Origin of the sequence: Amphibacillus sp. Q70, assembly GCF_052055485.1 — a bacterium.
GTDB lineage: Bacteria > Bacillota > Bacilli > Bacillales > Amphibacillaceae > Amphibacillus.
The window spans coordinates 292,780-313,322 of the sequence record NZ_CP197171.1; the positions used below are offsets into that span (position 1 = coordinate 292,780).

The following is a 20,543-nucleotide window of genomic DNA, read 5'->3' on the forward strand; positions in this document are numbered from 1 at the left end:
CAGTTTCCATTTTAAATTGGTGACTATTAATAAAAACTAACTTCTTCATAGTCAATATCATAAATATACTTCTCAATGGCACTCCTTCTATTGATATCAATATCTTTCATAAACTCAATAAAATGATGTTGCCATTCATTTTCATACTTCTTTTCCTCGGCATAGAGAGAGGATAGATCTGTTGAATTATCCCGTAATTCTTCATAGAACACTATCTTAACCAAAATAGCTAACTCTACATCGCCAAAAGTCTTAAAAAGGTCTTTATACTCATCCTCCAATAAACAATCGCTGTTTAGCAGATCAATATAATCAGGAAGAGAATGAAAATTATTTCGAACCATATTCACTTTATCCCCTGTCTTTTCGCAATTCGAGATTTTTTCAATTAATAACCGAAAACGATTATCACTCATGCGATCAGACGCTTTGAATGCTGTGACAATGGATTGAGAGGTTAATTCCTTCTCCACGATGACCACTGTTTCAAGGCCGTTATGTTTTACAACACTTTTAACCCTCTGCACTAGGATCATTCCACATTGGTTCAAATAATCAGTCATTTGAGGGGTCCTAATATGGAAATGTTGTTGTAATCGATCCACAGCTTTTAAAATAGTGGACTGGATTTGACTATCATTCAATTTATTAAACAAATCATCTAGCCATTTATACTGATTGATAGTGATTTTTATTTGAGTAGCTTGCCCTCCTGATAAAATGGAAAAAATCGCATTATTAAATACTAACTCAAATATATTGAATAGCTCTATTCGATAGTCGAATCCACATATTCTCCCATAGTTAACCAAAAGATGTTGCAGATCATCTTTGTCAAACAAAAGACAAAACTGGGTTTCCATTTTTAAATGTGTCAAATATTGCCTAAGGTAATAAACACCTTGAATGTTCATATCGTCAATCGCTAATGGATAATCAATACTGGCCATGGTATTATGCGCGTCGAAAATAATACCATATTTCTTTAGAAACACAGGGATTGATTGATCAATTGTTATATTATAAGCTTCTACTGCAACATCCAATTTATTATTGTTGAGCTCTTTATATAGTTGTTTTGTTTCCTCCAAACACTGTCGTATCAAATCTACACCTTGTTCATATGCTCTTATTATATTGCCTTCTTTTAATACATCAATTGCCTCATCTGGATCATCAAAATGATACAAATAAGCATCTACAGCATATAAAACAGAAGTTAATATATTAACAGCTGTTTCAGACGTTACAGAAGAGCTTTTCCCTTGGGTATACCGTCTAATCAACTTCTCTAATATGGACATCAATTGCCCCTCTGTCCCATGAACATCTTTATTATTTAGTAAACCTAATCGTAATCCTTCATTTAAAATAGAAAGTGTATATTGGCTTTGTAATAGACGAGTCTGATTTATCTTTCCTTGTGCCGCTAAAGAGTGATCATTGGATTGTTTTTTTAATTCCATTATCGTTCCTCCCTTTCAAGAAAAGACTTCCTGAATGAAGAATCACTTCTAAATCGTTTGGCAAATTCTTCAAGCTTGCTTTTTAAAAGTTCCAAAGAACCGTTGCAAACATCATCAAAGTAATCCCTCATAACGCCAATCAACGGGGAATCACCAATCCTATCCTCCGTCTCATTTTTTAAATAATAAAAGATCTCTTGTAGTTCATATAAAGTGGGTACAAAATTCTTATCATCAACGTAAGGAGAGGCACAAAAGACCTCAGCTAATTCTTTGATTACGTCAACACTTAGTTCCACTCGCCCATAGCTATGGAGGACTTGATTTCTAGCAACTAGGATATTTTTTATTTCATTACGAGTTAATACAAGCCCAAATTCTTTTGCTTTTTGGTTTACCACTTGTATTTCATCAGTGTATTTTTCCAGCATCGAAGCATCTAGAGAATGTAACATTTTAGGTAAAAACATATACTCATTTCCTCCTTCTAAATATATTTTAAAAAATATATTGACTTTTACAACGAAAAATGTTATGATTAAATATTGACATTAATAAAAAGAGAGATGTATATTTTACTCATTATCTTACTATTTGTCAACATCTATTTTAGGTAAAATAATCTGAATATTCAAAATAATGATCGAGATATCTAGATACTTTTTGATAAATTTCCCTATCTACCAAAACAACCGACAGATAATCTTACAAACTTTTTTTGACAGATATTAAAGTGCACGACCTTTCATTTCTTTCGCTTATCAAATAATTCGTTGATTCCCCCATCTAATAGATATAAGAAATAGGATAGAAAAACACACTTTATATCTTTTCTTTGACAACATGTACAATCACTTTTACAGTCCATTTGGGTATGTCTCTTCTCCTTCCTCATGTTTGTCTAAAATATAAAGTTGCTTTCCCTACTCTAGTGTTAGATCGAAAAAGCTTACTTCCTTCGCCAATTGTTTCTGCCTGACGTTGTAAGCTTTGATTCCTTGTTATTCAACATACGTTTATAAAACGCAACTTCAATCAATAGAAGTTAGATCTACAGGATGTAGGTCATGTAAATGTTTACGGATGGTTATCTGTAATAAAAAGCCTTATACGTACTCGTCATATGATACAACTTGGTTCCATCATGTACTTCTATCCCTTCATAACTGCAAATCTGGATGATGATTTTCTCTTTTATAACTTTCAACAAGTTTTATTACATGCGAAATATTGTAAAATCCTCATGTTTTACTTTCATGCTTTTCATTCCATTCCTTTTTTGAAGTAATGCTTGATTATAAGGTAAAATATAAAACGAAAAATGTGAAAGTCATAGTGAGATATGGACTTATGTAGAATAAATATTCAAAATTTAAAAATCACATACTTTTAAATTTTGAATAGTGAGGAAAAATATGATAAGAATGGCATTAGTACATATACAAATGTGAAAACAGTCCAGGTTAGAAATCTGTTACTCCTTTATGGTTGTCATTTGTCTTTAGCCCTTCCTAAATAAATGTAAAATAGAAAATTAATACAGACAAAACGTTAGGTTACAAACTTAAGAAAAAAGTAAGATTTAAGTAAGAGAAAAGAGAATTTTATTTTATAGAATAGCAATAGCAATCGAAAGGAGATAACAAATGACATATTTATTACAAACGAATCAGCTTACCAAATCGTTTAAAGGTAAGGAAATCATTTCTGAAGTTACTATGCATGTGAAAAAGGGTGAAATATATGGTTTTTTAGGCCCGAATGGTTCAGGCAAAACAACTACTATGAAAATGATTACTAATCTAATCAAGCCAACAAGTGGTGAAATTGAGATTTTTGGTGAAAAGGTCATGGACAACTCTGTAGAATTTCTTAAACGAATGGGCGTTATTATTGAGTATCCTATTTTCTATGACAACTTAACAGCCAAAGAAAATCTATCTTTCCATTGTGAATATATGGGCTATTACGATAAACAGTCGATTGATGAAGCTATTAATTTGGTCGGATTGAAAGATATAGAAGATAAAAAGGTGAAAGAACTTTCGCTAGGAATGAAGCAAAGGTTAGGAATAGCAAGAGCTATCTCTACTAAGCCAGAACTTCTTGTTTTAGATGAACCCATCAATGGACTAGATCCGATTGGGATCAAAGAGCTAAGGGATCTTTTTAAGGTGCTCTGCAGGGAATACGGCATGACGTTATTGATCTCCAGCCATATTTTAGCCGAAATGGAACAAATGTCAGATACGATTGGTATTATACAAAATGGCAAGCTTATCAAAGAAGTATCAATGGAAACTATCAATGGGGAACAGACAGAGTATATCGAAGTAAAAGTAGACAATGTAAAGAAAGCAGTATATATTCTAGAACAGCATGTTGGAGTGAGGAATTTTAAAATCATAGCTGAACAAATGATACGCATCTATGAAGCAAAGATAACACAGCAGGATATCTCTAAAGCCTTTGTGCAGCATGATGTCGGTATTGAAAGTATCAATAGAAAACACAGCTCCCTTGAAGAGTATTTTTTAAATTCCATGAATGGCGAAGGGATACAGCTTTAATTTTTAAGGAGGATATCAGCATGTTAAATCTTATCAAATTAGAATATCAGAAACATCGCTTGTCTCATTATTTTAAAGGAGTCGTTATTTGGACACTTGTTATATTTGTATTAGTTGCTTTAATGGCATGGGGATCTCGAAATGAAATAGAGCCTATGTTTCCAGATTATACAGCCTTTATGTCTTTAATTAATATTTTTATAAAAACTGTATTTATTAGCTTTGCAGCAGTTTTGCTATCACGCCTAGTTATTGAGGAATATAAAAATAAAACAATGCAATTGTTATTTACCTATCCTGTGCGGCGGAAAAAAATAATCCAAGCCAAGTTACTTATGGTTATGCTGTTTTGTTTTGGCAGTATTGTTTTTGCTAGCATCGTTATTAATGGACTTGTTTACTGGATCAGCCCATATTTATTTTTATTTGAACAGCCAGTTGCGATACAGGACATTCTTTCTACGATCCCCTCTACCTTGATTAGTGCAGTGATGATGGCAGGTGTGAGTCTTATCCCCTTGTTTTTTGGAATGAGAAAGAAATCAACGTCAACGACGATTACTTGGGCAGTGATTATTGGTGTATTAATTAACGGCACTGTCTCTGACGGGAGCAAACAACTCAGTTTAGGCGAATTTATTATTATTCCTAGTATCCTATGTTTGTTTGGTCTTTTTATTGGTTATCTTGCTTTCCATAAGATAGATAAAACGGATCTGGTCTAAAATCAATGAAAAGAATAGGGTTATCTTTAATATTTATCGGCTTATTCATTACGACTTCTTGTGGAGAAGGAACAGATCATTATGAAATGAATGAGTCTTATCAATTGGATAGTATAAAAGAGCTAATCATATCTAGCGAATCATGGAATATCGAGTTTCAAAAGAGTGATTCCGAAGAACTCAAGGTATTCGCTGAAGGGAAACAACAGGATGTAGAAGATACTGTTGCATTGACAAAGGATCAGCAACGATTAGAAATACGACAAAAAGAAGCAAGTGATAAAGGTTTTTTAGCTGGTTTTACTTTTGGGAAGAAGGGTACAATATCTATTCATATTCCCGAATCAGTAATAAATAATATCAAATTAACCAATAAAAATGGCGATATTGAAATGAACGATATTATTGTTAATTATTTGGAGGTTCAAAATACTTCTGGTGATAGTCAAATAAATCGTGTTTTTGTGGATACAGGTAAATGGGAATCTACTGATGGCACAATCAGCATCGAAGAAAGTTCTTTTCAACAATTAAATACCTCTTCTAAAAGTGGTGATTTCTACTTAAAAAAAGTAAGCAGTGATCATACCGAGATTGCGTCTCTCGATGGATCAGTTTCCATCCAAGCTCTCCAAAAAGAAGGAGATTTGACTGTAGAGACTGAATCAGGTGATATCAATGTCGCTTACCAAGAAACACCAACCTCTTCAATTGTCATAGCTAATAGTGAGGCTTCCGATATCAGCCTTCAATTCCAAGAGTTGCAGTTAGAAGAAGATACCAAAAACCTTAAAAAGGGGACACTTGGTGAGGGAGTGAATCAGCTTATTCTCTCTAGTAAGACTGGCGCTATACAGGCAACAGATTAAGTTGAAATGGCTGAGTTCAGTCAACAAGCATGATTCCAAATAACAAGTGAGAGAATGGGTTCAATAATGGGCAATGTACTGCTCGAGATTGTAACTCATTCTTTTATTCTATTTACTAGGCTGATATTCAAATCCGTGTCAGTATACTTATTTCCTTCTTGCTCTGTTTTAGTTTGAGAAGATTTTATTGGTTAACAATTATACAGAAGGTTTATAATTAAATAATGGATAGATTAAATTTTGTGGATCGGTTTCGATTTAATAAAAGAAAGGAGTGGGATGTTTTGAGTCACAGAGTATTAGTAGTCGAAGACGATATGTATATAAGTGATATGGTAGATGAAGGCTTATCTAAAGAAGGATTCAAAGTAACATTAGCTTATAATGGAGAAGAGGCTTTGGAAAAATTAGAACAAGCAGACTATGACGTAATCTTACTTGATCTCATGTTACCCAAAATAGATGGCATAGAATGTCTAAAAATCATTCGTTCTAAGAGTATGATTCCCGTTCTTATTATGTCAGCAAAAGGTGAAGATATAGATAAAGCACTTGGACTTGGCTTTGGGGCAGATGATTATATTTCTAAACCTTTTTCCATGCTTGAATTAGTCGCGCGAATCAAAGCAACGATTAGAAGAGAGGAGCACTATCAGCGTTCACAAGCGATAGAGCTGCAAAAAGAAAATCAAGATACAGTTTTACAGATAAAAGATATCACGATGGATATTGATCGTTTTTCTGTAAAAAAACGAAAAAAAGAGCTCAACTTAACGGCAAAGGAATTCCAGATTTTAAAACTATTTATTTCTAATCCGACAAGGGTCTATACGAAGTCACAACTATATCAAACCATATGGCAAGATGATTATCATGGAGATGAGAATGTAATAAATGTCCATATGAGGCGTCTTCGAGAAAAAATAGAAGATGATCCTTCTCACCCTATTTATATTCAAACACTTTGGGGAATTGGTTATAAGTTGGGGGATATATAAATGTTGTATCTAACGCTAATTTTATTACTGTGTTCTGTAGTATTCAATATTTTTATATTTCACTCTCGTGTTAGACAGCGGGAAGAGATTAAATATATGGACAGTAAACTGAAAACCATTCTGGATCAAGAAACAGATGAGAGAATATTACTTTACACAGATGAGATTTACACGAAATCTTTACTCATACAAATCAATCGCCTTTTAGATCATAACCAGAAGACTGTCGCAAATTATAAGAATATTGAATGGTCAATGAGAAAAATGTTATCCAACATTTCACATGATTTAAAGACGCCTCTTACTGTGATTTTAGGCTATATTGAGATGTTGAATAATGATAAGAATCTGTCCACAGAAAAAAAAGAGCAATTATTAAAGACGATCCATTTAAAAGCTGAGGAAGTGTTAGAGTTAATTAATCGCTTTTTTGAATTGATCAAACTGGAATCTGGCGATAAAGAATTAAGCTCAGAAAAAATCAATCTAAGTGAGATTAGTCGTGAGGTTATTCTCGATTATCATGAAATATTAATCAATAAAGCTTTTCAAGTCGTTATTGAAATACCAGAAGCCCCTATTTATGTTTGGGGTAATGAAGAAGCTGTGGAAAGAGTGTTGCATAATTTAATTTCTAATGCTATTCAATACGGATCTGATGGAAAAAGGATTGGTTTAAAGCTAAGGGAAACTGAAAATGCAGCGTACATCGAGATTTCTGATCAAGGCAAGGGTATCACAGAGCGGCATAAAGATAGAGTTTTTGAACGTATGTATACACTGGAGGACTCCAGAAATACTAATTATCAAGGGAGTGGCTTAGGATTAACGATTACCAAGAGATTAGTAGAAGAAATGGGTGGTAGTATAGCTCTAGAAAGTATTCCATTTCAGAAAACGACGTTTACCGTGGCTTTCAAACGCATGAAGTTTTAATAATGAATTACTTTTTATGACAGAAGCTAAAATTGTAAGGCTTTTGTAATTCAATCAGCACCACTTTGTTAAGAACGCAAAAGATAAATGATGACAATATATTCTTTTTCAGTCTTATATTACAATCACCCAGTTAAAATCCTGCTCTAATATAAGTTCATACTGCTTAAATTGCATTGTCTTTATCGTCTCAGCTAAATACTTCGCTATTATACAGATTTTAATTAATATTTTTCAGTTTCAATAAAAAATGTTAACAAAAACCAGCATAACACATCAATTAGCATATAGGTTAGCAACAAATTAATAGTGTCAATAACAATCAAAAGATGCAGTAACTATACTTTTTAAATATTTTTACCCGCATCCTTATTCAGTATTGTATAAGGACGATGTTCTCGTATTTTGGCTTTTACATATAAAGTTAGTTTCTTTCTCTTATGGTTCGTGTTATGCCCCAAAATAGAAAGCGGTATACCAGTGCAATATTAAAAAACATAAACAGAAATTCGAAAGGGGTGAAGGGCTCATAATCGATTAGATAGGAATTGATGAAAATTAACACTAAAGACAATAATTCTGTTAAAGAGGCTGTGAATCCGATTTTTTCGTACAAATCTTTAGTTGTTTTAAAATTAAAGACATCTTTTAATTCCTCACTTAAAAATCCTTTGAAAAGACCTAAACCTATGATGTAAATCCCAAAAGCAAGTAAATAATCAATATTCAAAACCTGTGTTATTAGACAATAAATTATGGTGAATAAAAGTAAATACACTTTACTATTCCCTCCTTGCTTTTATTCAATTTTCACATATGTTTTGCAAGTTTACAAATCTACGGACATCCCTTTTTCGTTTCCAAAAAGTCTGTATACACAAAAAAAACAGGCTTTGTAACATCTTATCACAAAGCCTGATCTAATATTTATTTGTGCCTTTCTCCCCCCATTAAAGCTTGTGAACGAAGAAACGGCTCTACGCTATCCTCTTTTACAGCCATTTTACTATCCCTATGGGCTTTATGCTTCTGATACCTTCCCACCTCAATGTGTGGCTAACGAGATCACACTTATTTTAAAGGGGTGATCTAATCTAGGAAAACTTATAAATGAATGGATATCTCCGCATTCTCACGTAATCTATTTACCAGTTCCTGGGCTACTTCAGATTCCTTTTGCATAATAATTTGATCCTCTAAGCCTTCTCTTACTTCTTCCAACTCAGGTATATCTTGTTCTTCCCCACCTTGGTTTAGCTGTTCTTGCTGTTCAACCATTTGGTCATATAACTGTTGGATTTCTTCTTCACTAGCCTCTAAAGTTTCACTAGATTCACTAATTATTAGGCTGTCCACCTTCGCTTGTGTTTCTACCTGTTGCATAAAATCTTCTTGATCTGTTCCTTGTTCTTCTAATACAGCAAATAAATCCTCTTCAGACTCAAAACCGTTTTGTTCTATCAGATCATCAATAATCGAGTTTATCTCTTCTTCTGAAGCTTCAATGCCCTCATTGTTCGCTTCCTGAGTCAATAGTTCTTGACCTATCATACCTTCAACTACTTGTTGCTTTAATTGATCCTGATCAAGTTCTTGACCAGACATTTGCATTTGTAATGCTGCTTGTTGAAACTGTGCCATATAATTAGTTTCAAACTCATCTTTAGCGATTTCCTCTTCGTTTACTTCTGCAACTATATCAGGAATACCCTCTAAATCCGGCTCTGGCATTTCAGCTTGCTCTGGTACTTCATCTGGGTTTGGCTCAGCATTTTCTTCTTCTGCACCATCATTACTGCAAGCAGCTAATATAGAAAACATTAATAAAAACGCAATACTTAATAAGCTTTTCTTATACATAAATCATTCATTCCTTCCCTTTTGTTTAACTCTTTCGCGAGTGTAGCATAGTTTAATCAAAATTAAAAATCATAATAACACCCTAAATCTTATTTGTAAAAATTCTGTAATGTAATAATTCCCTATTTACAAGGGTTGAAAGGCTACTCTTGCCTTAAAAAGGACAAAAAGTGTAAAAACAATAGAAATATGAAAACAGTTTATATCATGGTATAGGATTATACTAACCCGTTTAAGTGTATTTTATGTTTACATTCAATATAAAAATGTTTAAGTTTACCGCCACCGCTAGTTGCTTTTAATTAGACATAGGATAATAATATAATGATATTATGTTGGAAGGAGGGCGTGACTATGGGAATGAAAGAAGCATTAAAGAACTTAAGAACTGATTATAACCTTACTCAAGAAGAAATGGCTAAAAAGCTGATGATTTCAGGACAAGCGATTAGCAGATGGGAAAATGGAGAAACGGAACCTAACATTGAAACCCTTAAGATGTTATCTAAGGCATTCAATATTTCGATCAACACACTTTTAGGAACACCTCGAGCCCTTATTTGCCAAGTTTGCGGTATGCCATTAGAAGAAGATGTATATATTAGTAAAGACGAGAGCGGTCATTTTAATGAAAATTTCTGTAAGTGGTGTTTTACTGATGGTAAACATCAATATAATAAAGCTAATTTTGACGAACTTATCGAAGTATGTGTTAAGAATATGCTTCAGCTAAATCCTAAATATTCTGAACAACAAGTACGGATCATGCTAAAAGAGAAGCTTCCTAAATTGAAATATTGGCAAGAAAAAAGTGTCCACAGCGAATAATATTTAACTATACTTTCTATGAGACAAGTAAAAAAAACAATAGGTGTTCAAGGAGACTTAATGCTTGAACACCTATTCTGACTATTATTTCGTTACCCGTAAGACAAATGAAGCTTGTTTTTGGTTACTGGTTGTTGCCGTAATTTTTGTTGTTCCTGTTTTCTTGGCTGTAATGGTACCATCATCAGAAATTTCGGCAATATCTTCCTTTTGAACCTGCCAGGATATGCTTTTGTCTTCCGCGTTTTCTGGTGTTATGATCACATTCGGCTGGATCGTTTCTCCTTGTTTAAGAATCATTAAAGCTTCTGTATCTATTTCGATGCTCTCCACCTCTACTGCACTCTCTCCCCCTTCAAACTGCATATATTTAAAGTTAAGAATATAAGGATGAGATGAACTTGTAGAACCTTTCATCAGGATATAAATATCGTGTTTCTCTCCATCTGCTAACAAAGAAGCATCCTCTATCTCAATCTCTTTAGACTGATACGTATGCCAATTAGAGGACGATGTTGGCTCTAACTCTATCTCCGTAATCAAATGCTCTTCGTCCATCTTATCTGCGTAAACATATAATTTACCATCCGCTGCACTGCGACTTTCATTTAATGCATAATTTATCGTTAAACCATTTACTTTCATGCCATCAAAATCCAAATCATCATACGCAATCCATGCTCCATCAAAGGTATTAGCTATTGCTGTTCCTTCAACCTTTAGTGGACCATTTATTCCTTCTTCTTGAGACATGCGATCACTGCTTGAACCATACAATCGCAACATGCTGTCCTGAGGTGCTTTCAATTTTAGAATAGCCGTTTGCAAGGAAACATATGCTGATCTTAACCTGCCATCATTAGGTAACTCGCTATGATTTAAAAGCTGTTCCCCATCTTCTATAGTTAGTTGAAGATTTCCATACGATGTTTTTGTATAGTTTGTTCCTTCTATTTGCTTCGCTTCTCCCAGCGCACTTGCTAGCTTTTCTGACCAATCATAATTGAAGTTAAGCACAAAAGATTGCAAACCACTTTGAATACTATTGGAAATATGATCAGCATTTTCACTAGTAAATGCCGCATCTTCAAAACGAATACCAAAATGTTTGACTGGGGTTTGATGTTCTTCCGCTTTACCGCTAAATGAAAGTTCAAGTTCCGTATCTGATTTCATTTCTACTGATGGATGGAGTCCTTTTGGTGTACCAAGAAAGGCTACCTTCCCAGTATCTTCAAACTTTTCTCCTGGTTTTCCAGTAAAAGTATCATCTGTAAGTGTAATTAAAATAGTATCTTCAATGGAACCATCATCTTGCCCTGACTCCGCTATAATTTTCTTATCATATGTCAATGTTGGATTGTCAAACACGATCCTAAACATCGATGTTTTTCGTTTGCTATCCACTTGCTGTTCAAAGGCCTGATCTGTAAATTCTATCAGCACATCTTCCACACTGTCTTTGTTGTCATGTTGTTTCGCCTTTCCATCAAAAGAGAGCTGTACGGTTTTTTCGTTAAGTTTTTCTGCTTTTATTGATAATCCTTCAGGAACATTTTCTGCTTCTACTAAGCCTGCTTCCACAAAATCTGTGCCATCTGCTTGATTAAAAGAGGCCTCCGTCAACGTGATATCAATGGTATTCTCTATCCGTCCATCATTTTCGGCAGATTCAATAAATGTTTTAGAAGATAACTTTATTTCATCATCCTCATACATTGCTGTTGCGGCTGTATCAGAACTCGATGTTGCAACGACACCGTCCTCTGCCCAATCAGAAGATTCATCACCCATTTCAAACGATAACGTACCACCATCTAGGATTTGTTGATAATCTATCCATGATTGATTGTAAGATTCTCCATTAAGTGTAGCTGATTGAATATAAAAATTCTCATCAGAAACATCTTTTGCATAAACATCAAATGTTTTTCCATTACCTAAGTCTAAAGAAACATGTTCAAAAAATGGGGTGCCAATTTGATAGGAAGTATCCCCAGGAGTCATTGGAAATATGCCTAAAGCAGCCGTCACATACATTGCTGACATGGTTCCGCCATCTTCATCCATGGTTTCCAAAAACCCTTCAGGAGCCAATTTATAAAGATAGTCATAGATGGGAGGATTATATTCTCCATCACCGCTGTAGCGATTCCATGTTTGTTTAGTATAAAGATTTCTAACCCAATATTGTGTGCGACTTGGTTTGCCTGCATAGTTAAATAGATAAGGAGAATGCAGATCTATTTCATTGGTGTGATGAGACAACATGGCATATCCATTGTCAGGATCATGTTCTCCATAGAGATAGGATAAACTCTTTTGTAATTCTTCCTTTCCTCCTAATAATTCGGTTAACCCACCGACATCGTTTGAATCCCACCATGTGTATTGCCACAATGTACCTTGGTATAAACCGTTATCACCGAATCTTTCGGGATCTGCTGACATCCAATTGCCGTTTTCATTTTTAGGCCATAACAGTCCCATGGTTTCTCCTTCCTCTGTCTCTACTGCATCATCTTTATATAAATTCATATAATGGAAGGATCGTTCCAAATAATACGACGCTTCCTCTTCTTTTCCTAATTCCTCCGCAATAATGGAGAGAGCCCAGTCATCATAAGCATATTCTACTGTTTTATCCACTCGTCCAGTAAAATATCCCCGTTCCACAACCGATTCCGTTACCTGTTTATCGGCAATTTCTTTGGCTGCTTCATAGGCCTCTTCTAAACCATCAATATCCGTGAATCCTTTTGCAATACCATCAGCCAGAAGTGCTACTGCATGTTCATTTCTTACTGTCATCACCGATTGATGATCTGATCCCCATGTCTCAATTCCTGTGACTAGCATATTGGCTATCGATTGTATAATATCCTGATAAATATCTGGGGCTACCATCCCTATAGTCGGATACTTTCTGAAATCATCCCATAATGTCCAGGAATCATAGTGTACAAAACCTTCCGCTTCATAAACATTCCCATCAGTTCCCATGTATGTACCACTAGTACTCGTGGCATTAACAGGTAACGTAAACATACGGTATAAACTAGTGTAAAATAATTGTTTCTTTGTTCCATCTGGATCACTTTGTTCGGAAGTATCCACCTTAATCTTTCCTAATATTTCATTCCAAGCGTCTTTGGCGTTTGTCTTTACTTCTTCTATATCCCAATCAGGAACTTCTTGCTCCATGTCTATTTTAGCCTGTTCACTACTAATGGGAGAAATGCTTACTTTAAGATCAATTTGCTGATCTGCTTTGACATCAAAAGTTAGAATAGCTCCTAAATCATCTCCTGCTAAAGAGAAATCCTCATCGAATGAATTTCCATTCCATGTTTGGATTTGTTTCGCTGGTACTTCTGTTTCCATATAATAATATAATGTATAGGTACCATGTCCACTGACATTATTACCTGAAATCCGCCCCTTAATTGTTGTTTTCTCATCTTGCTCTTCTACTTCCATCCTCGCATTTCGGACGTCCATTCCATCATACGTATAGTGTGTATCCACAATAATAGAGGCTTCACCTGCTTCAGGAAATGTATAAGAATGATATCCTGTTCTGACATCAGTAGCTAAATCGACTGCTATCGTTCCTTTTGAAGCATCTTCTTGAAAATCATCATCCTCACCTGCTACCGGAATTAATTCGACCTGATAATTTCCTGGTGTTGCATGTTCGTTGTCATTGGAATAGGTTTGAGCTTTAGAATCTGCACTAGGACGTTCCGTATACTTCATATAGGTTGGCGTAACCAGCACATCCCCACCAGACCCTTGTCCACCAACTCCTTCTATTCTCGTATGTGAAAAACCTTGTATTTGATTTTTATTATAATCATATCCCGCATGATCAATATTTTCTCTTGGATAGGTATCTGGACTCAATTTAACCAAACCATATGGAACAACTGCCCCTGGAAACTGCTGTCCATGGTCAACAGCTGTCCCTACAAATGGATCTACATACGCTGTATAATCCTCTGCCTCAATCTCACTTCCTTTTGCTTCTGCTTCCGTATAAATTGCCGTTAAAGTGAAGATTGTTATCATCCCTAATAAAATGATCATTCGCTTTTTACATAATTTGTTTATTACACCCATAATTCGCTCCCTCTCTATTCCATTATTTTCTCCTTTCACCGCTAAAAACGTTATTCATTGTTATTTTCACGATTCAACAGCTGATCTAAGCGTTGATCGGCTCGATTTTTATTATTTGCAAGTTTGGCAGTTGTTTTTGAATCATCTAAACCAATTAAATCACTGGAATCGATGGAAAATTCATTACTAATCGCACCCTCTATTACCTGTGTAGCCTTCAAAGCAGAACTTATCTTTACATCTGCCTGCTGATATTGATTTCCCATTACATCACCATCGAAATTGGCGTTGTTCGTTAAATCTACACTAGAATTTGGTTCTAAAAGCATATAACGATTTCCTTCCGTATCTTCAAACCAATACACATCCTGGTTATCTGGATCATCATACAAACCAGATGACGGCTTTATTTCTAGTTCAATTGCACCTTTTTTATCCTTTTGATAGGCTCGATCCGCTTCTGGTATTTCCGTAAAATCATTATCACTATAAGTAAAGCGAATTTGCGAATCACTACTAAGTTTGACAAGAGCTGGTAAGCTCCCCGTATTTTCTACTTTTCCATCAATCGGTACATAAGTCCCTGGTTCATAATTTTCTATATCCGTTAATTCTGGAAAATCTGCTATTACCTCTATATTTCCCATACTAATTTCCTGTTGTGATGCTGCACTTGCTGTATACCAAGCATAAGTTGTCCCAATAGTTACGACTAGCAAGGCAAACCCTGTCAAAATTAGCTTCCACTTATAAATATAGTTCTGTTTTTCTTTCATGATACGATCTCCTCTCGATTTTCATTTTTTAAAGGGGAAGTAGCTATAACCGGATATTGAAATAATAACTTGATAAAATAATCAGTTAATAAGATATTTACAATAGTAAGTATCAGCGCTAACTTCCCCCTTGACGTATTAATAATCAACATAAAATCACCCAAATATGGCACAGAAAACAAATATTTTCCTTCAATATCATTACTAGCAACTAATGAGCTATCCATTACTTCGTTATGATCACCTTTTGTTTGGAATTGAAGGCCCCCGTCTGTTGTTAACGTATTAACCACCCTATGGGTAAAAGCTTGTTCTGCTTCCCCTTGAAATGTAACAATGTCTCCCTTATGAATCGTATCAGGATCCACCTCCTCTAAAATAGCTAAACTCCCAGTCAAAATGGTCGGTTCCATACTATTACTCATCACTGTTCTCAATTGGTAGCCAAAATAACTTTCTTTACCATCAAGTTGTGGTAAGAGGGAATGTGCTATCACGATAAACAAGAAAAGGAGATAACAAATGGAAAAAAGCATACGGATTTTTCTTTTCATCATAGATGTTATAATCCCCTCCATTCTTAACTAGCCTATTTATAAAATGATACTTATCAGGGTGCTGCCGTTCATTTTCATTAGCTCACGATAGTTTTGCACCAAAGACTTACAAACGACTGCACCAAAATAAAAGAAAAAATCAGTCTTCCATTATTCCTAGTTTTTTCGTGACAAAAGATTTATTTGGTTACACGCAACGTGAAGGAAGCTGTCTTACCATTACTCGTTGTTGCCGTTACTTTTGTTGTTCCAGATTCTTTTGCGGCAATGGTTCCGTCTTCTGAAACTTCAGCAATCTCTGTTTTTTGAACTTCCCAGTTCACCTGTTTATCCGTTGTGTTTTCAGGTGTAATCACTACTTCTGGCTGGATAGATTCTCCTTTTTTAATAATCGTTAATCCATCTGTTTGGATGGCAATACTTTCTGCTTCAACCGTATCGTCTTTATGTCCCATCAATTCTATTTTTGCTAGATTATTTCCTCCTTCAAAATCAAGTTTATAGTATTGGTATGCTCCTTGGTCGTCTTCTGGAATTTTAAACGGGCGTGTATACTTATCCCATATGAAATCAACATCCTCACGCTTATCTAACACTTTCCATTGCTCTCCATCATTAGATCCACTCACAGTGATAGCTGAGAATAACATGTCACTATCTCCAGACGTCAGCGTATACATCGCAACCTGCTGTTTATTTGAGAATTGATAAATAAGGGATTGATCTTTAACATCAGCTTTTGTATCCGAAGTATTATCAAATAAGTTTAGTGAATCACTTATTTTAGTGATAACGCTTTCATTATGATCTTCATTTATTTCCTGCTTAATGGTTACATCATCAGTTGTCATATCATCGATCGGCTTAGGATCCTCTTCACCTTTGGTCAACGACGTGGGTACAGCCTCTTCATCTGACCCCCATGCCTGATTCGGTTCATTACCCATATCAAAATCAATAACAGCTCCTTCACTAATTTCATCATGGGTGAAATAATTCTTGATATGTTCTTCACCATTTAATTTAACACTTTGTACATATACATTTTCTCGACTATTATTAGGAGCATTGATCACTAAATCTTCTCCATTTTCTAAATGAATGGTTAACTTAGTGAATAGCGGAGAACCTATCGCATACTCATTACTAGCTAGATTTAAAGGATAAAAACCTGCTGCTGATAAAAGATACCAAGCTGACATCTCTCCATTATCTTCATCGCCAATATATCCTTGGCCAAAATCACTGCCTACATAAGTTCTTTGCAGTACGTCACGGACATATTGTTGCGTTTTCCATGGCTGACCCGCATAGTTATACATATACAGAATATGATGTGCTGGCTGATTACTCTGTCCAAGCTGACCTAGCTTAATCTCTCTAGCCTCTCTCATCTCATGGATAATACTTCTATCATCGAGGTATTCCCCTGGCGTATCAATAATACTATCAATTTTTTCCGCTAATCCATCCCTGCCACCGTATAAGTTTGCTAATCCCTGGCCATCTTGTGGTACGGAAACAGACATATTATATGCATTTGTTTCTGTATAATCTTGTGCCCAGCTTCTCGGATCAAACTTATCATCCTTGACAGACCATTCTCCATTTACCTTTTTACCTCTAAACCAGCTAGAAGTTGGTGTATCTTGTTTATCAAACAATTTCACGTAGTTTAATGCACGATTTCTATAGTAGGCGCTTTCATCTTCATATCCTAATTCTTCTGCCATTTGTGCGATACCATAGTCATTGATGTAGCCTTCCATCGACCAAGAAAAGCCATGTTTGGCATCATAATCGGAGGCGACATAACCATTGAAAATGGAGGTATTTAGCTGGTTTCTTCCGCCATTGGTTAAATTATTAGAAACGACCGCCCCGTTCTTCAACACTGATAGAAAAGCAAGTTCGGCGTCAAAATCTGCGTTTTTCATTACTGCATCTCCAAAGATAATGTCTGAACTCGTTCCTACCATACTATTAGTGCCACCAGGAGCAATCCATCTAGGGACCCATTCATTATCCCGATAATGTTGTACTAGCCCGTCCAGCATTTCATTATATTGCTTAGGTGCAAATAAGGAATAGGCAGACCATGTCGTACGATACGTATCCCAGAAACCATTATTCACATAAAGTTTGCCTGCTTTAATATCAGGATTTTCTTTTGAACCACTATAAGGACTGCTATATTCCCATACTGGTTCTTCCACACTTCCTGTATTCTCTGAATAATTGTTTGGATAAGCAAATAGACGATAGATATTAGAGTATAATGTTACCAGTTGGTCATAGGAAGCACCTTCCACTTCTACTTTATCCAAGCGCTCATCCCATTCATTTTGTGAATGTTCTTTTAAGGAATCAAAATTCTCATCATCCAACTCTAGTTGAAGGTTTTTTTTCGCCTGTTCTGGACTGATAAAAGAAGTCGCTGTTTTCATCTCAACAGTGTCTACGGATGAGTCAAAAGATACGATCCCTTGTTTCGTATTTTGCACCTTGCTTTGCTCAAATTTCTGATCAAATTCACCATACACATACATCCTGGTCATCCCGTTACCGGTATGATCCGTATAGGCAGAGAAGGAGGTATGATCATCAGCAAAGGTCAATTTTCCATCTGCTCTTACACTATCAAATACCACATTACGAAATTCACCGTCATCAGAAAAACTAAACCGAGTAATCGAACCATGATCACTTGGTGTTACTTCGATTTGTGTACCTTCTGCTGGACTTTCCTTATCAAAAAGCACACGATAATAATGGGCTTTTGCTTCTTCATTATCATGTGAAAAAGAAGATTCGACTGCTTTATTATCAATATCGCTGCCATTTGCTACTTTTCCAATATCAATAGAGGAATTAACCATATACTGCCAAGTCCCTCTATCCCCTACCCAAATGGATGGTTCATGACTAACGGTTATATGCTGAAATTTATTTCCATTCAACTGATAGTTATAAAGTGTGTTACTTCCAGCATTTGTTACAGGCGCCCAAAAATTAAAACCATGTGGCACGGTTACTGCAGGTACAGTTAAACCACGAGAAAAATCTCCTGAATCATTTGTACCTCTTAATATGTTCACATAGTCTGACTTCTTTTCATGTTTTTCTTCTTTATAATTCGAAATTTCAATGTCATCAAAATATGTCAAAAATTCAGTCGCTTCTTCCTTAGTTGAATTTTCATAACCGACCAGAATTTTTTCTACGGTTTTCCCTTCAGCTATCTTTCCAATATTGGCACTTATTTTATTCCATTGATGATAGGTTAGTGTACGTGATTTACCTTGTTCTTCAGGAGACAATATATTTCCGTTTCGATCCTTAGCAGATAAATCACTGAGATAAGTGCCATCAGTAAATTGCAAATCAATCGCCATATACATGGGTGTATAACTATAATCATAATCATGATCTGTTGAACCAATGATAGCTGGAAACATGACATAAGATAGATGACTATCTTTATGAATGGGAATATCTACATCAACAAAAAGTTCATTATAGGCATGTCCTTCACCAGAATCTGTATGTTGACCAGAAACCTGCAGTGCTTGCTTGCCAGTCCAGCCAACATCTTTTTTCTGATTCCATGTATGGGCAGGTCCAGTAGAAATGATCGACGTCATTGTTTTCTGATCATCGTCTTCTTTACCAGTAGCCAGCATGAAATCAGCAATCTGAGTCATATTTGCACCATTATTTTCTTGGATGTCTAATTTATAAAACTGATAGAGAGCTGGATTTTCTATAGAAAATGTTTTTTCTTGATACCGCTTGTCCCATTTTTGATCCTTCTGAGCATCAAGTTCTATCCATTCTTCACTGTCATTACTCCCATAAAGCTTCCATGTCTTAGGATCTCTGTCTTCCCGATCATTGGCAGATATTAAAGAATAGGAGTTAATCACTCTTTCTTCATCCAGTGAAAAAGATACCCAAGCATTCTTACCACCATTTTCAGCCGTTAAAAATTTAGTTGTCTTATTTCTATCAAAGAGTTTTTCTTTTGATTCACCAGCTTTATAATCTTCACTTCCCTTGATCGAATCCAACTGAATAAATCGAGAAACTTCCCCAATCAAATCGGTTGAAAATGGGGCTACATTCTTCATTCCTTTTCCTTCATTGACTTGCGACTCTAATAAGCTATCTATCTCTTCCTTTTCAAATGAATTTGAAAAGATAACCTCTTTATCTTTCTCCGTTGCATGTATCTTTAAGGTAGTATTAGAGAAAAAGGAAGTAATAATTAAAACCATCAACATAATCCAATAAGTCGAACAGTTTTTACTTCTCATAACCAACCTCCATCTTCTTTTTTACCATATAAAACTCAATTTTTCCGTCCAAATACCCATACCTGTTAATCTAATTGCTTACCTGACACACACAAAGATTCACGACTGATAAATTAATCTTTCTCAAAAAACAAACTGTCTTTAGATCGTTTCCCGATAGGGGAATTGCTTAGAATTAATTCTTCATTGACTCGATCAATATCATATCTAGCATCTCTGTTATGTCTAAGGAACACGCAATTTCTTTAATACTTGCTTTTTACATTTGGATAAATAGTTGATTGTTTTGGCCATTCGATTACTATACAATATAATCACCCCCTTTGTTATCCGCTTACATTTCAATTATAGCTTGGGTAACTCAGTTCAGGGAGTATTAGAAAAAGAAAAAAAAATTACAAAATTTAATGTGTATGGAAATATTTGTTCGTTCATTAATCTGTGGTTTCTTTTACATATAAGGGTAAATAAAATACGCCCCATAGTAACTTAGCTACTATAGAGCATGAGGAACAACACG

General features: G+C 35.2%; 14 protein-coding genes. 6 read left to right on the plus strand and 8 right to left on the minus strand.

The window, feature by feature from the left end:
• Positions 1-26: 26 nt before the first annotated feature.
• Positions 27-1,466 carry a DUF6179 domain-containing protein gene (locus ACS127_RS01240; RefSeq protein ID WP_440896663.1) on the minus strand — a complete coding sequence of 480 codons (1,440 nt, stop codon included), beginning with the start codon at positions 1,464-1,466 and terminating at the stop codon, positions 27-29.
• The gene (locus ACS127_RS01245; RefSeq protein ID WP_440896664.1) at positions 1,466-1,936 is read right to left on the minus strand and encodes a DUF6323 family protein; all 471 of its coding nucleotides are present in this window, start codon (positions 1,934-1,936) and stop codon (positions 1,466-1,468) included. The genes ACS127_RS01240 and ACS127_RS01245 overlap by 1 nt, the downstream gene beginning before the upstream one ends.
• A 1,176-nt stretch (positions 1,937-3,112) precedes the next feature.
• Between ACS127_RS01245 and ACS127_RS01250 the strand changes: the two genes are divergently transcribed.
• From ACS127_RS01250 to ACS127_RS01270, 5 genes are all read left to right on the plus strand, one after another.
• On the plus strand, positions 3,113-4,036 hold the full coding sequence (locus ACS127_RS01250) for an ABC transporter ATP-binding protein (protein WP_440896665.1): 924 nt from the start codon (positions 3,113-3,115) through the stop codon (positions 4,034-4,036).
• A gap of 20 nt (positions 4,037-4,056) precedes the next feature.
• Positions 4,057-4,761, plus strand: a complete 705-nt coding sequence (locus ACS127_RS01255; RefSeq protein ID WP_440896666.1) for an ABC transporter permease — start codon at positions 4,057-4,059, stop codon at positions 4,759-4,761.
• Positions 4,762-4,766: 5 nt separating this feature from the next.
• A complete protein-coding gene (locus ACS127_RS01260; protein ID WP_440896667.1) occupies positions 4,767-5,630 on the plus strand; it encodes a DUF4097 family beta strand repeat-containing protein in 864 nt (287 codons plus the stop codon).
• 317 nt (positions 5,631-5,947) lie between these two features.
• Positions 5,948-6,628: a winged helix-turn-helix domain-containing protein gene (locus ACS127_RS01265; protein ID WP_440898051.1), complete on the plus strand. Its 681-nt coding sequence runs from the start codon at positions 5,948-5,950 to the stop codon at positions 6,626-6,628.
• Positions 6,629-7,564 carry a sensor histidine kinase gene (locus tag ACS127_RS01270; protein WP_440896668.1) on the plus strand — a complete coding sequence of 312 codons (936 nt, stop codon included), beginning with the start codon at positions 6,629-6,631 and terminating at the stop codon, positions 7,562-7,564.
• A 424-nt stretch (positions 7,565-7,988) separates the two neighbouring features.
• Here ACS127_RS01270 and ACS127_RS01275 read toward each other — a convergent pair whose 3' ends face one another.
• Both ACS127_RS01275 and ACS127_RS01280 read right to left on the minus strand, forming a co-directional pair.
• Entirely contained in the window at positions 7,989-8,294 is a 306-nt protein-coding gene (locus ACS127_RS01275; RefSeq protein WP_440896670.1) for a hypothetical protein, read from the minus strand.
• Between the two features lie 374 nt (positions 8,295-8,668).
• Positions 8,669-9,424 carry a SurA N-terminal domain-containing protein gene (locus ACS127_RS01280; RefSeq protein WP_440896672.1) on the minus strand — a complete coding sequence of 252 codons (756 nt, stop codon included), beginning with the start codon at positions 9,422-9,424 and terminating at the stop codon, positions 8,669-8,671.
• 354 nt (positions 9,425-9,778) lie between these two features.
• Between ACS127_RS01280 and ACS127_RS01285 the strand changes: the two genes are divergently transcribed.
• On the plus strand, positions 9,779-10,252 hold the full coding sequence (locus ACS127_RS01285; RefSeq protein WP_440896673.1) for a zinc ribbon domain-containing protein: 474 nt from the start codon (positions 9,779-9,781) through the stop codon (positions 10,250-10,252).
• A gap of 84 nt (positions 10,253-10,336) precedes the next feature.
• On the opposite strand, the gene ACS127_RS01290 is transcribed toward ACS127_RS01285, so the two are convergent.
• The 4 genes from ACS127_RS01290 to ACS127_RS01305 all read right to left on the minus strand — a co-directional run bounded on the left by ACS127_RS01290 (position 10,337) and on the right by ACS127_RS01305 (position 20,023).
• Entirely contained in the window at positions 10,337-14,413 is a 4,077-nt protein-coding gene (locus tag ACS127_RS01290) for a GH92 family glycosyl hydrolase (protein WP_440896674.1), read from the minus strand.
• Positions 14,414-14,424: 11 nt separating this feature from the next.
• On the minus strand, positions 14,425-15,150 hold the full coding sequence (locus ACS127_RS01295) for a TasA family protein (RefSeq protein ID WP_440896675.1): 726 nt from the start codon (positions 15,148-15,150) through the stop codon (positions 14,425-14,427).
• Entirely contained in the window at positions 15,147-15,728 is a 582-nt protein-coding gene (locus ACS127_RS01300) for a signal peptidase I (protein ID WP_440896676.1), read from the minus strand. The genes ACS127_RS01295 and ACS127_RS01300 overlap by 4 nt, the downstream gene beginning before the upstream one ends.
• Positions 15,729-15,886: 158 nt before the next feature.
• Positions 15,887-20,023 carry a GH92 family glycosyl hydrolase gene (locus tag ACS127_RS01305; RefSeq protein WP_440896677.1) on the minus strand — a complete coding sequence of 1,379 codons (4,137 nt, stop codon included), beginning with the start codon at positions 20,021-20,023 and terminating at the stop codon, positions 15,887-15,889.
• Positions 20,024-20,543: the final 520 nt, after the last annotated feature.

Excerpts from the sequence above, each read along its gene's own strand:
- ACS127_RS01240 (WP_440896663.1), bottom strand. The coding sequence starts at position 1,466 with ATGGAATTAAAAAAACAATCCAATGATCACTCTTTAGCGGCACAAGGA.
- ACS127_RS01245 (WP_440896664.1), bottom strand. The coding sequence starts at position 1,936 with ATGTTTTTACCTAAAATGTTACATTCTCTAGATGCTTCGATGCTGGAA.
- ACS127_RS01250 (WP_440896665.1), top strand. The coding sequence starts at position 3,113 with ATGACATATTTATTACAAACGAATCAGCTTACCAAATCGTTTAAAGGT.
- ACS127_RS01255 (WP_440896666.1), top strand. The coding sequence starts at position 4,057 with ATGTTAAATCTTATCAAATTAGAATATCAGAAACATCGCTTGTCTCAT.
- ACS127_RS01260 (WP_440896667.1), top strand. The coding sequence starts at position 4,767 with ATGAAAAGAATAGGGTTATCTTTAATATTTATCGGCTTATTCATTACG.
- ACS127_RS01265 (WP_440898051.1), top strand. The coding sequence starts at position 5,948 with ATGTATATAAGTGATATGGTAGATGAAGGCTTATCTAAAGAAGGATTC.
- ACS127_RS01270 (WP_440896668.1), top strand. The coding sequence starts at position 6,629 with ATGTTGTATCTAACGCTAATTTTATTACTGTGTTCTGTAGTATTCAAT.
- ACS127_RS01280 (WP_440896672.1), bottom strand. The coding sequence starts at position 9,424 with ATGTATAAGAAAAGCTTATTAAGTATTGCGTTTTTATTAATGTTTTCT.
- ACS127_RS01285 (WP_440896673.1), top strand. The coding sequence starts at position 9,779 with ATGGGAATGAAAGAAGCATTAAAGAACTTAAGAACTGATTATAACCTT.
- ACS127_RS01295 (WP_440896675.1), bottom strand. The coding sequence starts at position 15,150 with ATGAAAGAAAAACAGAACTATATTTATAAGTGGAAGCTAATTTTGACA.
- ACS127_RS01300 (WP_440896676.1), bottom strand. The coding sequence starts at position 15,728 with ATGGAGGGGATTATAACATCTATGATGAAAAGAAAAATCCGTATGCTT.
- ACS127_RS01305 (WP_440896677.1), bottom strand. The coding sequence starts at position 20,023 with ATGAGAAGTAAAAACTGTTCGACTTATTGGATTATGTTGATGGTTTTA.